Origin of the sequence: Streptomyces sp. NPDC014995, assembly GCF_043080745.1 — a bacterium.
In the GTDB taxonomy this organism is placed as follows: domain Bacteria; phylum Actinomycetota; class Actinomycetes; order Streptomycetales; family Streptomycetaceae; genus Streptomyces.
The window spans coordinates 214,052-226,749 of record NZ_JBIBVX010000005.1; the positions used below are offsets into that span (position 1 = coordinate 214,052).

General features: G+C 73.3%; 14 protein-coding genes. 7 read left to right on the forward strand and 7 right to left on the reverse strand.

The window, feature by feature from the left end:
• Positions 1 to 36: 36 nt before the first annotated feature.
• Positions 37 to 1,014 carry a pyridoxal-phosphate dependent enzyme gene (locus ACF1A1_RS12695; RefSeq protein ID WP_391999329.1) on the reverse strand — a complete coding sequence of 326 codons (978 nt, stop codon included), beginning with the start codon at positions 1,012 to 1,014 and terminating at the stop codon, positions 37 to 39.
• Positions 1,011 to 1,745: a transcriptional regulator gene (locus tag ACF1A1_RS12700; RefSeq protein ID WP_391999331.1), complete on the reverse strand. Its 735-nt coding sequence runs from the start codon at positions 1,743 to 1,745 to the stop codon at positions 1,011 to 1,013. Before ACF1A1_RS12700 ends, ACF1A1_RS12695 begins: the two co-directional genes overlap by 4 nt.
• A gap of 240 nt (positions 1,746 to 1,985) precedes the next feature.
• Between ACF1A1_RS12700 and ACF1A1_RS12705 the strand changes: the two genes are divergently transcribed.
• On the forward strand, positions 1,986 to 2,804 hold the full coding sequence (locus tag ACF1A1_RS12705; protein ID WP_391999332.1) for an SAM-dependent methyltransferase: 819 nt from the start codon (positions 1,986 to 1,988) through the stop codon (positions 2,802 to 2,804).
• A 22-nt stretch (positions 2,805 to 2,826) separates the two neighbouring features.
• On the opposite strand, the gene ACF1A1_RS12710 is transcribed toward ACF1A1_RS12705, so the two are convergent.
• Positions 2,827 to 3,747 (reverse strand): helix-turn-helix domain-containing protein, encoded by a 921-nt coding sequence (locus tag ACF1A1_RS12710; protein ID WP_391999333.1) that lies wholly within the window; start codon positions 3,745 to 3,747, stop codon positions 2,827 to 2,829.
• A gap of 169 nt (positions 3,748 to 3,916) precedes the next feature.
• Complete coding sequence (locus ACF1A1_RS12715) at positions 3,917 to 4,138, reverse strand: DUF397 domain-containing protein (RefSeq protein ID WP_391999627.1); 222 nt, start codon at positions 4,136 to 4,138, stop codon at positions 3,917 to 3,919.
• A gap of 150 nt (positions 4,139 to 4,288) precedes the next feature.
• Between ACF1A1_RS12715 and ACF1A1_RS12720 the strand changes: the two genes are divergently transcribed.
• From ACF1A1_RS12720 to ACF1A1_RS12735, 4 genes are all read left to right on the forward strand, one after another.
• Positions 4,289 to 4,744 carry an ATP-binding protein gene (locus tag ACF1A1_RS12720; RefSeq protein WP_391999335.1) on the forward strand — a complete coding sequence of 152 codons (456 nt, stop codon included), beginning with the start codon at positions 4,289 to 4,291 and terminating at the stop codon, positions 4,742 to 4,744.
• 2 nt (positions 4,745 to 4,746) lie between these two features.
• On the forward strand, positions 4,747 to 5,238 hold the full coding sequence (locus ACF1A1_RS12725; RefSeq protein ID WP_391999337.1) for a hypothetical protein: 492 nt from the start codon (positions 4,747 to 4,749) through the stop codon (positions 5,236 to 5,238).
• 18 nt (positions 5,239 to 5,256) lie between these two features.
• Positions 5,257 to 6,222 (forward strand): pirin family protein, encoded by a 966-nt coding sequence (locus ACF1A1_RS12730; RefSeq protein ID WP_391999338.1) that lies wholly within the window; start codon positions 5,257 to 5,259, stop codon positions 6,220 to 6,222.
• 395 nt (positions 6,223 to 6,617) lie between these two features.
• Complete coding sequence (locus ACF1A1_RS12735) at positions 6,618 to 6,983, forward strand: tetratricopeptide repeat protein (RefSeq protein WP_391999629.1); 366 nt, start codon at positions 6,618 to 6,620, stop codon at positions 6,981 to 6,983.
• Positions 6,984 to 7,042: 59 nt separating this feature from the next.
• Here the strand turns inward: ACF1A1_RS12735 and ACF1A1_RS12740 are convergent, their stop codons facing one another.
• Positions 7,043 to 8,440, reverse strand: a complete 1,398-nt coding sequence (locus ACF1A1_RS12740) for a PepSY-associated TM helix domain-containing protein (protein ID WP_391999339.1) — start codon at positions 8,438 to 8,440, stop codon at positions 7,043 to 7,045.
• A 158-nt stretch (positions 8,441 to 8,598) separates the two neighbouring features.
• Between ACF1A1_RS12740 and ACF1A1_RS12745 the strand changes: the two genes are divergently transcribed.
• Positions 8,599 to 9,243: a peptide deformylase gene (locus ACF1A1_RS12745; RefSeq protein WP_391999340.1), complete on the forward strand. Its 645-nt coding sequence runs from the start codon at positions 8,599 to 8,601 to the stop codon at positions 9,241 to 9,243.
• An 8-nt stretch (positions 9,244 to 9,251) separates the two neighbouring features.
• Here ACF1A1_RS12745 and ACF1A1_RS12750 read toward each other — a convergent pair whose 3' ends face one another.
• On the reverse strand, positions 9,252 to 10,670 hold the full coding sequence (locus ACF1A1_RS12750; RefSeq protein WP_391999341.1) for a dihydrolipoyl dehydrogenase family protein: 1,419 nt from the start codon (positions 10,668 to 10,670) through the stop codon (positions 9,252 to 9,254).
• A gap of 142 nt (positions 10,671 to 10,812) precedes the next feature.
• On the opposite strand from ACF1A1_RS12750, the gene trxA reads away from it, so the two are divergent.
• The gene (gene trxA / locus ACF1A1_RS12755) at positions 10,813 to 11,208 is read left to right on the forward strand and encodes a thioredoxin (protein ID WP_391999343.1); all 396 of its coding nucleotides are present in this window, start codon (positions 10,813 to 10,815) and stop codon (positions 11,206 to 11,208) included.
• A gap of 23 nt (positions 11,209 to 11,231) precedes the next feature.
• Here trxA and ACF1A1_RS12760 read toward each other — a convergent pair whose 3' ends face one another.
• Positions 11,232 to 12,668 (reverse strand): aldehyde dehydrogenase family protein, encoded by a 1,437-nt coding sequence (locus ACF1A1_RS12760; RefSeq protein ID WP_391999344.1) that lies wholly within the window; start codon positions 12,666 to 12,668, stop codon positions 11,232 to 11,234.
• Positions 12,669 to 12,698 lie beyond the last annotated feature (30 nt).

Here is a 12,698-nt window from a genome sequence, read left to right on the forward strand (position 1 = left end):
CGCATCCCAGGGGCCGCCATTCGGGTGATCGGGTCCTCAGTCGCCGTCGCCGCAGAGCCGTGCGAACCGGTCCGCGTCGATGTTTCCGCCGGAGATGATCACGCCGACACGAGGCGGCAGATCGCGGACCCGACCGGAGAGCAGGGCGGCCAGCGGGGTGGCGCCGCTCGGCTCGACGACGATCTTCAGACGCTCGAAGGCGAACCGCATCGCCGCGCGGATCTCGTCGTCGGAGACCAGGGCGATCGCGTCGACGAGCCGCCGGTTCACCGAGAAGGTCAGTTCACCGGGCGTGTGCAGGGCCTGGCCGTCGGCGATCGTGCGCGGCACCGGGATGCTCACGCGCCGGCCCGCCGCCAGCGAGCGCCTGGTGTCGTCCCCGGCCTCCGGTTCGACGCCGACGACGCGGATCCCCTCGTACAGCCCCTTCGCGACCGTCGCGCTGCCCGCGATCAGCCCGCCACCGCCGACCGGGGTCAGCAGGGCGCCCACCTCCCCCACCTCCTCCAGGAGTTCGAGAGCCGCGGTGCCCTGGCCCGCCATGACGTGCGGGTGCTCGTAGGGCGGGATCAGGGTCAGGCCCCGCTCGGCGGCCAGCGCCTCGGCAAGGGCCACCCGGTCACCGGCGTAGCGGTCGTACGTCACGATCTCGGCGCCGTACGCCTCGGTCGCCGCGCGCTTGGAGCGCGGCGCGTCCTCGGGCATGACGATCACCGCGGTGGTGCCGAGCTCGCGGGCGGCGAGGGCGACGGCCTGGGCGTGATTGCCGGAGGAGTAGGCGGCGATGCCCCGGGCGAGCTGCTCGGGGGTCAGCCGGGAGGCGGCGTTGTAGGCGCCGCGGAACTTGAAGGCGCCGACGCGCTGGAAGTTCTCGCACTTCAGCAGGGTTTCCGCGCCGACGAGCGCGTCGAGGGTGCGGGAGTGGAGCACGGGGGTGCGGTGGGCGACGCCCTTGAGGCGGGCGGCCGCGTCATGGACGTCGTCCGGGGTGATCGGCGGCGGTGTGGTCGTCACGGGTGTGCTCCCTCGGAGGTGTCGTGCCCGGAGATGTCGTGCCCGGAGGTGTCGTGCCCGGTGTCGTGGTGGTCGGCCGGGCCTGCCGCCCGTGCCTGGGACAGGTAGCTGTACGCGGAGGCCCGGGAGATGCCGAGACGGGCGGCGACCTGCTCGATCGCGCGGCGCACGGCGAACACGCCGCGTTCGTCCAGGCCGCGGAAGAGCGCCAGGCGCCGGGCGCGGTCGAGTCCGCCCCAGGTCTGGTCCAGATGCGTGTCGAGGAGGGCGTCGACGACGGAGTCGATGTCGTCGCCGAAGGTGGTCACCGGCGTGTCCGCGGGCGGCGCGCCGCCCCCGGCGAGCGCGGTGAGCAGGCTCTGCACCCGGCCGACCTCGGTGACGTCCACATTGACGCACAGGGCGCCGAACACCGCGCCCGCGGAGTCGCGCAGCACCATCGTCGACGACTTCACCAGCCGGCCGGTGCCGGTACGGGTGACGTAGTTCAGCTCGTCGGTGGCCTCGTCGCCGCGCGCGAGCACGCGCATCCCGATCTCACTCATCGCCCCGCCCACCGTCCGCCCGGTCACCGACCCGGCGACGGCGACCACGGAGTTCTCCGGCCGCCGGTAGTCGTGCAGCACCACCTCGCACACCGGCCCGAAGGTGGCCGCGATCCCGTCGACGACGGGGGCGAGCGCCCGCAGGACCGCGTCCCGCTCGGCTTCCCGTGGGTCCTCGGCCGCCATCCGCCCTCCCGTGTCCGGACGTACTCGACGGGAAGCGATCCCGACGACCTCGATTAGACCACGAATCCAATCATTGGACAAATAGTCCAGCCAGGTGGTCCCGGCAGACGAAACGCCGGACTCCCCGCGTCCCGCCTTCAGGGGAACCGGCGATCAAGGGGTGGCATCGCCAATTGCCGTGTCCCTAGGATGGGTTGCCGACCGCGCCGCCCCTGGCGCGACCCGGGACTGGGGGAAGAGATGCAGCCTGGCAACCAGCTGTCCACGAAGATCGATGCCACGGTTCCGACGGCCGCGCGCATGTACGACCACTACCTGGGCGGCAAGGACAACTACGCGGCGGACCGCGCGGCCTGCGAGGAGCTCGACAAGGTCGTCCCGAGCACCCGCGCCCTCGCCCTGAACAACCGGCGCTTCCTTCAGCGGGTCGTCAGGACGCTGACGCAGGAGTACGGCATCCGGCAGTTCCTCGACCACGGATCCGGTCTGCCCACGCAGGACAACGTGCACCAGGTCGCCCAGCGCATCGACCCGAGCGCGCACGTCGTCTACGTCGACAACGACCCGATGGTGCTCGTGCACGGCCGGGCCCTGCTCGAGCAGGACGAGCGCACCACCGTCATCCACGCGGACATGCGCGAGACCGAGGCCATCTTCACGCACCCCGACACCGAGCGTCTGATCGACTTCTCGCAGCCGGTGGCGGTGCTGTTCAACTCGGTCTTCCACTGCATCCCCGACAGCGAGACCGACGGCCCCCCGGCGGTGGTCCGCCGCGTGGTCGATCGCCTGGCGCCGGGCAGCTGCGTGGTGATGTGCCAGCTGGTCAGCGAGGACGCGAAGGTGCGGGAGTTCGTCACCGACTTCATGGCCCAGGCCACCCAGGGGCACTGGGGCCGGGTGCGCCAGGAGAAGGACGTCGCCGCGCTGTTCGAGGGCCTGGAGATCCTCGAGCCGGGGCTGGTGGAGGTCTCCACCTGGCGGCCGGACAACGAGGTGGTGCCCCGCCAGCTCACCCAGGAGTGGATCGAGTTCGGCGGAGTGGGCCGCCTGCGCTGACCGGCGCGGCGCCCAGCGGGGGTCAGGGAGCGGGGTAGCGCCGCTCCAGGGTCTCCTCCAACAGGTCGAACGACTCACGTGGGTTGAGGGCCTCGTCGGCCAGCCGGTCCAGCGTGACCCGGTACTCCTCCGTCTCGTCCCGGTCCTCCAGGAAGGTGGCGCTCCTGATCTGCTCGAGGTAGACGACGTCGGGCAGATCGGAGCCGCCGAACCGCAGGTAGGTCACGGGAATCGCGGGCGCGGACGCGTGCGTCACGTCCAACGGCACGATCTGGAGCGTGACATGGGGCAGCCGGGCCAGCCTCATGAGGTGGACGAGCTGCTCGCGCATCACCTCGCGGCCGCCCAGGACGCGCAGCAGCACCGACTCGTCGACGATCGCCCACACCTGCGGGGCGTCGGGCCGCTCGAGCAGCTCACAGCGCCGCGTCCGCAGCTCCACCCGGCGCTCGACCTCCCGGGCCGACGCCGTCGGCAGCCCGCGCTCCACCACGGCACGCGTGTACGCCGGGATCTGCAACAAGCCCGGGACGTACTGGATCTCGAAGGTACGGATCGCCGTGGCCGCCTCCTGCAGTCCGACCAGGCGGTCGAACCACTCCGGCATCAGCCGCTTGTCGTACCGCTGCCACCAGCCGGGCTCTCCCGCGCGCCGCAGCAACTGCAGCAGCACGGACGCCTCGTACTCGTCGGCCCCGTACCGGTCCAGGAGCGCGCGGACGTCCGCCTCCGCGGGCGGACGGCGTCCCTTGCCCGCCTCGATCCGTGACAGCTTCGCCGGGCTGAACCCGAGGGCCCGGGCGGCCTGCTCCTGGGAGAGGCCGGCGTCCTCCCGCATGCCCGCCAACTGCACGCCGACCAGCATTTTCAGCAAGGTCGGGGCGGGTTCGGCCCGGTTCAGATACGGTTCGAGGCGGGAAACGCGAGGCGACTCGGCAGACATCCTGACTCCCCGTTGACCGGCAGACGACAGACCGCATTATCGCATCCGAAGGCCTCCGGCCGCACGGAGCACCCGAATTGAGCCCGCACGCATGCCCCTACAGCAGGTCGTGACCGTACGGCGGGAGGCCTCCGTGCAGCAGGTCGCCGCCGTACGGCGGGCGTCCGCCCTACAGCAGGTGGTCGAACTCCCCGCCCTTCGCGCCGGCGACGAACGCGGCCACCTCCGCCGGCGTGTAGACCAGGGCCGGCCCGTCGGGATCGCGGGAGTTGCGCATCGCGACGACTCCCCCCTCCAGCACGGCCATCTCGACACAGTTGCCCTCGGCGTTGCTGTGACTGCTCTTGATCCAGCGGACGCCCAGCGCGCTCGCCCGCACTCCGTTCGGCACAGACTCCGGAACTGACGGCACGGCACTCTCCTCGCTCGTACGCGCAATTTCCCGTGAAATTGCACGAGGACCTCGTCAGCGTGGATAATAACCGTGTCGTCAACCGCACTTCTGGCGGCCCGTCCTGACGTCGCCTCAGGGAGATGCCCCGTGTCATCACCTGCGCAGTTCCGGAGTCCCGAGTCCGTCCTCGACTCGGCCAGAACCGCCACACTGCACCTGACCGGCAGCAGGGAGGGCTTCGCCGAGGCGCGGGACTTCACCCACCGCACCCTCGACGGCTGGTCCCTGGACCACTGCACCGACGACGCGCTCACCGTCGTCACCGAACTCGCCGCCAACGCCGTGCTGCACGCCCTGCCGGACCTGCCCCCCGACGACGCCGACGTACGGCTCAGGCTCACCCTGCGCCGCTCCCACCTGGTGTGCGCCGTCACCGATCCGAGCGACGAGCCGCCCGTCTACCCGCACACCGCCGATCCCCTGCTGGAGCACGGCCGCGGACTGCACATCGTCGACACCCTCTCGGAGCACTGGGGCTGGACCCGCCGGCCCCCCGTGGGCAAGACCGTCTGGGCCATGCTGCCGACCCGTCCCCACACCTGAAGATGACTCCCACGAAGAGACCCGCACCGCTCAAGGACCTCGGACACGTGCCCTGGCCCGAGATCAAGGACTCGACCGGCTGCGCCGCGGCCATCCCCTTCCTGCTGACCGCCGTCGCCCGGGGTGACGCCGAGGCGGCCGGCTCCGCGCTCGACCAACTGCGTCGGCGCATCTGCCAGTACGGCTTCGTCGTTGGCCAGGCGACGGCGGCGACGGTGCCCTTCCTCTGGGAGCTCGTCCGGCTTCCGCAGGTCACCTGCCGCGTCCAGATCCTGCACCTGCTGAAGAGCATCGCCGACGCCCGCCAGTGGGAGACCACGGCCGCCGCCTACCCGAAGCTGCTGCGCCGCCGCGAGAACTACGTCGAATGGGAGCGTGAGGCCCGCCGCGCCGTCCGCGCCCAGCGCGGTGTCCTGCGCCACCTGCTCGACGAACCGGACCGGGAGCTCGTCCGGGCCAGCAGGGAACTGGACGCCACGCTGACCGACCGGTGAAGCGCTAGGTTGTGCGGCATGAGCAACCTTGACCGCGCCCCCGTACCCAGCGTGTGCGGCGGCCGCGGATTCGTCGTCGCCGAGCCCGTCCGTGAGCTGCTGAGCCCCCGGCACGTCCGGCTCGGGGAGTCGACCGAGGTGCGCCGACTGCTGCCGAACCTCGGCCGGCGCATGATCGGCGCCTGGGCCTTCGTCGACCACTACGGCCCCGACGACATCGCCGACGAGCCCGGCATGCAGGTCCCGCCGCACCCCCACATGGGGCTGCAGACCGTCAGCTGGCTGCACGAGGGCGAGGTGCTGCACCGCGACTCCACCGGCAGCCTCCAGACCATCCGCCCGCGCGAGCTGGGGCTGATGACGTCGGGGCGCGCGATCAGCCACTCCGAGGAGAGCCCGAAGGCACACGCCCCCTCTCTGCACGGCGCCCAGCTCTGGGTCGCGCTGCCGGACGCCCACCGGCACACCGAGCCCCGCTTCGAACACCACGCCGTGCTGCCCACGGTCACGGCTCCCGGCCTCACCGCCACCGTGGTCCTCGGCGACCTCGACGGCGCGACCTCGCCCGGCACGGCGTACACCCCGGTCGTCGGCGCCGACCTCGCACTCGCCCGGGGCGCCGACGTGCGGCTGCCGCTCGTCCCCGACTTCGAGTACGGCGTGCTGTCGATGTCCGGCGAAGTGCACGTGGACGGCGTGCCCGTCCTGCCGGGCTCGATGCTCTACCTCGGCTGCGGCCGCTCCGAACTGCCCCTGCGGGCGGAGTCCGACGCGGGACTGATGCTGCTCGGCGGCGAGCCCTTCGCCGAGGAGCTCGTCATGTGGTGGAACTTCGTCGGCCGCAGCCAGGCGGAGATCGAGCAGGCCCGCCAGGACTGGATGACGGGCACCCGCTTCGGCGAGGTGCACGGCTACGACGGCGCCCCCCTGCCCGCGCCCGAGCTGCCCACGACACCCCTCAAGCCGCGCGGCCGGGTGCGGTAGGACAACGGGGTGGCGGGTCCGGGGGACCGGGGCCGGCACGCGGCTCCCGGCGGCCAGGTCATCGGGGATACCGGCGTGGATGCGGGCGAGAGATCTCGCCCGTCCCGGCGGCGACCGCGGCGATCAGCTCGCGTCCCGTCTCCGTGAGCCGCAGCAGCGGCCCGTCGGCCGACAGCAGCCCCTTGTCGAGCGGATCCCCGACCGTGACGCGGACGTCGGCGGGTCGGTCTTGAGCGCCCCGGTGACCTGGCCGACGAGGGCGTCCAGGTCCAGGGGGCCGTCGGCGACGACCGCCGCCCGGCATCTCGCGGCGCAGACCCGCGGCACCGAGCCGGGTAGTGGAATATTCAACCACTGACTCCGGTTGTCGGCCTCGAAGGAGGTCACGAGTGGACATGACATACGAGGCGGCGTACGACACCGCGTACTACTCCCACGGAACGCCGGCCGAGCGCTGGGAGCGGGCGCAGCTGTTCTTCGCGGCGCGCGACTACACCGCCGCGGCGCGGGTCCTGGCCGGGCTGGTCGAGGAGGTGCCGGAGCAGACCGGACCGCGGCTGCTGCTGGCCCGCGCCTACTACCACTCGGCTCAACTGCGCCGCGCGGAGGACGAGTTGCGGGTCATCGTCGAGCGCGACCCGGTGGAGCACTACGCCCGGCTGATGCTGGGCCGCACCCTGGAGCGGCAGGGACGGCACGAGGAGGCGGGACCGCACCTGCGCCTCGCCTCCGCGCTGGCGGGCGACTTCCCGGAGGACTGACGGAACGAGGAGCGGCCCGGCGGTGGACATCACCGCCGGGCCGCTCCCGTACGCGCGGCTCAGGCGGAGGCCCGCCGCCCCCGCCGGTGCGCGATCTCCCCGAGGACGACGTCCACGACGAGGAACCCGGCGAGGGGGATGCCGAGGAGCGGCACGAAGTAGCCGAGGACGGCGATCGCCGCCACCAGCGGGACGAGGACGTACGGCGGGACCTGCGCCCACGCGCCGCGCGGGACCGGCCGGCCGAAGGCGGAGCCACGGCCGCGCTGCCACCACATGCGGTAGCCCCAGACGATCAGAAGGATCAGCGCGAGCGCGAGCAGCATCAGGGCGATCTGGTTGACCAGGCCGAACAGGACCCCGGTGTGCAGGTCGATGCCCCAGCGGGTCAGTTTGGCGAGCACCGGGTAGTCCTCGAACCGCAGCACGTCGGTGACCTCCGCGGTGGCCGGGTCGACCGCGACCGCGTCCTGCTTCGTGGGCCAGCCGCGCTGCACCTGCTTGACGACGTACGCCGACTCGGCGTCCGCGGGCGGCACGATCTCCACCGGATCGCCGAGGCCCTCGGCCCGGGCGGCGGCCAGGACCCTGTCGAGGCCGACGCCGTGCTCGCCCGTGCCGCCGGCGGCGGAGGTCGTGTCGTGACCGGCGTGGTCGCCGCCGCTCGCGGCCGCCGAGATCGACGGGGTGGAGCCGCCGAGGGAGGTGCGCAGCTCGTCGATGCCGGCGCCCGCGTACTGCGACCAGGTCAGGCCGGTCGCCGACAGGAAGAAGAACCCGGCCGCGGCCCACACGCCGACCGTGCCGTGCAGGCCGAGCGTGCGGCGCCGCCCGCCGGTGCCACGGACCTTGCGCAGGGCGCGGCGGCGGGAGAACCACAGGACCACGCCACCGCCCGCGATCACCCACAGCCAGCTCGCGGCGAGTTCGCTGTAGAGACGGCCGTTCTCGCCGAGGTGCAGGTCGCGGTGGAACTCGTCGATCCAGGTCCGCAGCGGCAGCGCGCCGGTGGCCCCGTACTGCTCCAGGCCGCCGCGGATGTCGGCGGTGTACGGGTCGACGAACACGGCGAAGCTGTGGGTGGCGTCGACGCCTGTGACGCCGGACAGCAGGACGCGGGTGGTGGCGTCGTCGGACGGGGAGGGCCGTACGGCCGTGACCGTGCCCTCGGGGTACGCCGCGCGGGCGGCGGCCACCTGCTCGGACACCGGCAGCCTGGTGTCGCCGGCCGGCACGGTCAGTTCGTGCGCGTAGAGGACCTTCTCGGCCGGGAACGAGGCCGCGTACAGCAGACCGGTGACGGCGGCGACGAGCAGGAAGGGAGCGACGAGCACGCCGGCGTAGAAGTGCAGGCGCAGCACCAGGGGGCGCAGCGCAGCCCACGGACCGCGGGACTTCGCCGCGGGCGCCGCGGGGTGCGGGGCCTCGTCCGTGGTGGTCGAGGGGGCGGTGGACATCGGCGGGCTTCTCCCGGGTATGTGGGGACGGTGCGTCAGCTCTTCAGCCGTGACGGTCCAGTAGTCGGAGCGGGATCCCGCCGGGTTCCCGCCCGCCCAAGTGGCGTGTGTCACACGGAAATCCGAGGGCGGTCGGGCCGCCGTGGCATCCTGGCCCGATGGCATCTCCCAGTCCCCGCGCTCCCCTTGACGAGCGGATCGAGGAACTCCTCGCCCCCGGCGGCCCGCTGCCCGTCGTCGCGGCCGGCGACCCGGTCCTGCGCGCCGGCACCGAGCGCTACGACGGTCAGCTCGCGCCCGCGCTGCTGGCCCGCTTCGTCGAGGCCCTGCGCGTCACCATGCGCGCGGCGCCGGGCGTCGGTCTGGCCGCCCCGCAGGTCGGCGTCGCCCTGCGGATCGCGGTGATCGAGGACCCGGCGCCGGTGCCGGAGGAGGTCCGGGTGGCCCGGGGCCGGGTGCCGCAGCCGTTCCGGGTGCTGGTCAACCCGTCGTACGAGCCCGCCGGCGGCGCCCGTGCCGCGTTCTTCGAGGGCTGCCTGAGCGTGCCGGGCTGGCAGGCGGTGGTGGCCCGGCACGCCGAGGTGCGGCTGACGGGCGAGGACGAGCACGGCCGCCCGCTGGACGAGGTGTTCACCGGGTGGCCGGCCCGGATCGTCCAGCACGAGACGGACCACCTCGACGGCATGCTCTACCTGGACCGGGCGGAACTGCGCTCGCTCTCCGCCAACCAGGTCGTGGCGGAGCGCTGGGCGCAGCCGACGCCGGACCAGGCGGCGCACGCGCTGGGCTTCGAACTGCCCTGAGAAACGGGTCAGTTGTCCCGGAACGCCTCCAGCAGCCGCAGCCACACCTCGCTGATAGTCGGGTAGGACGGGACCGCGTGCCACAGCCGGGCGACCGGGACCCGTCCCGCGACGGCGACGGTCGCCGAGTGGATGAGTTCGCCGACGCCCGGGCCGACGAAGGTGACGCCGCGCAGGATCTCCTCCTCCAGGTCGACGACCATGCGGGCGCGGCCCTTGTAACCGTCGGCGTACAGGCCCGCCCCGGCCACGGAGGACAGGTCGACGTCGACGGCCCGGACCCGGTGGCCGGCCTGTTCCGCCTCCGCCAGGGAGAGGCCGACGGCGGCCGCCTCGGGGTCGGTGAAGACGACCTGCGGGACGGCGTGCCGGTCCGCCGTGGCGGCGTGGGCGCCCCACGGGTCGGAGTCCAGGGGCGCCGCGTGCGAGGCGCGGGCCGCGATGGCGGCGCCCGCGATCCGGGCCTGGTACTTGCCCTGGTGGGTGAGGAGGGCGCGGTGGTTGACGTCGCCGACCGCGTACAGCCACTCGGTGCCGGTGACGCGCAGGCTGTCGTCGACGGTGAGCCAGGAGCCCGGTTCGAGACCGACCGTGTCGAGGCCGATGTCGTCGGTGCGCGGGGCGCGGCCGGTGGCGAAGAGGATCTCGTCGGCCTCGATGCGGTCGCCGCCGTCGGTGACCACCACGACGGTGCCGTCCGAGCGGGTCACCGACTCCACCGACGTGCCCGTCCGCACCTGCGCGCCGGCCTCGGTGAGCGCCTCGGCGACCAGTTCCCCGGCGAACGGCTCCATGCGGTTGAGCAGGCCCTTGCCGCGGACGAGGACGGTGACCCGTGCGCCGAGTGCCTGCCAGGCGGTGGCCATCTCGGTGGCGACCACTCCCCCGCCGACCACGACGAGCCGGCCGGGGACGGACTGCGCGCTCGTCGCCTCGCGGCTCGTCCACGGCCCGACCTCGGCCAGACCCGGCAGGTCGGGCAGGACGGCCCGGGAGCCGGTGCACACGGCGACGGCGTGCCGGGCGGTCAGGACCGTGTCGCCCACGGTCACGGTGCGGGGACCGGCCAGGCGGCCGTGGCCGCGGTACAGGTCGGCGCCGATGCCCTCCAGCCAGCCGACCTGGCCGTCGTCGTGCCAGTCGGAGGTGTAGTGGTTGCGGTGGGCGAGGACCGCGGCGGCGTCCAGGGGTCCTCGCACCGCCTGGCGCAGGCCGGGCAGGCGGCGGGCGTCGGCGCGGGCGATGACCGGGCGCAGCAGCGCCTTGCTGGGCATGCAGGCCCAGTACGAGCACTCGCCGCCGACCAGTTCGCTCTCCACGACCGCGGTGGTGAGACCGGCCGCGCGGGTGCGGTCGGCGACGTTCTCCCCCACGGGCCCGGCCCCGAGCACCACGACGTCGTACGCGATGGTTTCCGTTTCCGTCATGGGGTCAGTCTGCTGGGTGGTGTGCGGGGTGGCCACACGGGTAGGGGCGCGGAATACGCGACCCGCCGGCCGTGTTGTGCGGACGGCTTCACCCCTGCCGGGAGGCACCCGGCAGGAAGCACCGGGAAGAAGGAATCACGCCATGAGCAGCACCGTGGAGCTCACCAAGGAGAACTTCGACCAGACGGTCACCGACAACGACTTCGTCCTGATCGACTTCTGGGCGTCCTGGTGCGGGCCGTGCCGTCAGTTCGCCCCGGTCTACGAGCGGGCCGCCGAGGACAACCCGGACCTGGTGTTCGGCAAGGTGGACACCGAGGCGCAGCCGGAGCTGGCCGCGGCCTTCGGCATCCAGTCCATCCCGACGCTGATGATCGTCCGTGACCGTGTCGCCGTGTTCGCGCAGCCGGGCGCCCTGCCCGAGGCCGCCCTGGCGGACGTCATCGGGCAGGCCCGCGGGCTCGACATGGACGAGGTCCGCAAGTCGATCGAGGAGCAGCAGGGCGCCCAGACCTCTCAGGGACCTCAGGCCGGGTAACCCCGGAAAAGCCCCTGGAACCCCTAGAAGGGGTACGGCGCCACGTCGCCGCGCACCGTCGTCCAGCGCACCTCGGTGAAGGCCTCCAGGTTGGCCTCGCCGCCGAAGCGGGCGCCGGTGCCGGAGGCGGCGACACCGCCGAAGGGCGCGACCGCCTCGTCGTTCACCGTCTGGTCGTTGATGTGCACGATGCCCGTCGGGATGCGTTCGGCGAGGTCGAGGCCGCGGGCGGTGTCGCGGGTGACGATGCCCAGGGAGAGGCCGTAGGAGCTCGCCGCGGCCAGGGCGGCGGCCTCGTCGGGGTGGGTGAAGGCGCGGACCGGGGCGACCGGGCCGAAGACCTCCTCCGCGTAGGCGGGGGTGTGGTCGTCGACGCCCGCGAGGACGGTCGGGCGGTAGAAGAGCCGCTCGTGCGTGCCGCCCGCCACGAGCTTGGCGCCGGCGCCCCTGCTGGCCTCGACCAGGCCGTGCACCTTGGTGAGCTGGCCGTCGTCGATGAGCGGGCCGAGGTGGACCTGGTGGCGGTGCGGGTCGCCGACGGCCAGGGAGTCCGCCTTCGCCGCGAGCCGCTCGACGTACTCCTCGTAGAGGGAGGCGTGCACGAGGTGGCGGCCGGTGGTCATGCAGATCTGGCCCTGGTGGAAGAACGAGCCCCAGGCCGCCGTGGAGATCACCGCGTCGAGGTCGGCGTCCTCCAGCACGATCAGCGCGGAGTTGCCGCCGAGTTCCAGGTGGGCGCGCTTGAGGTGGCGTCCGGCGGCCTCGCCGACCGCCCGCCCGGCCGCGGTGGACCCGGTGAAGGAGATCACCGGCACGCGCGGGTCGGCGACCAGGGCCGCGCCGGCGTCGGGGCCGCCCGGCAGGACGTGCAGCAGCCCCTCGGGGAGGCCGGCCTCGGCGAAGACCGCGGCCAGGGAGAAGCCGCCGCACACCGCGGTGCGCGGGTCCGGCTTGAGGACGACGGCGTTGCCGAGCGCGAGGGCGGGCGCGACGGAGCGGATCGACAGGATCAGCGGGGCGTTGAAGGGGGAGATCACGCCCACGACGCCGACCGGGACGCGTCGGGTGTACGACAGGCGGGGCGCCTCGCTGGACAGCACCTGGCCGGCCGGGCGGGAGACGAGGGCGGCGGCCTCGTAGCACTCCTGGGCGGCGACGTGCAGCTCGAAGTCGGCCTTGCCGGGGATGGAGCCGGACTCGCGCACGAGCCACTCGCGCAGTTCCTCGGCGTGCGCGGCGAACAGGTCGCCCGCCTTGCGCAGCACCCCGGCGCGCACGAAGTGCGGGACGCGGGCCCATTCGGCCTGTGCGGCGTGCGCCGCCTCGGTGGCCGGGGTGACGTCCTCGGCGCCGGCCAGGACGACCGTGCCGAGTTCATCGCCGGTGGCGGGCTCGGTGACGGTGTACCGGGGGCCCGACAGGGGGCGGGGCTGCCAGGTGGTGGGGTCGAGCAACGGCATGACGGCTCTCCGATCAGTGACCCGCGGGAC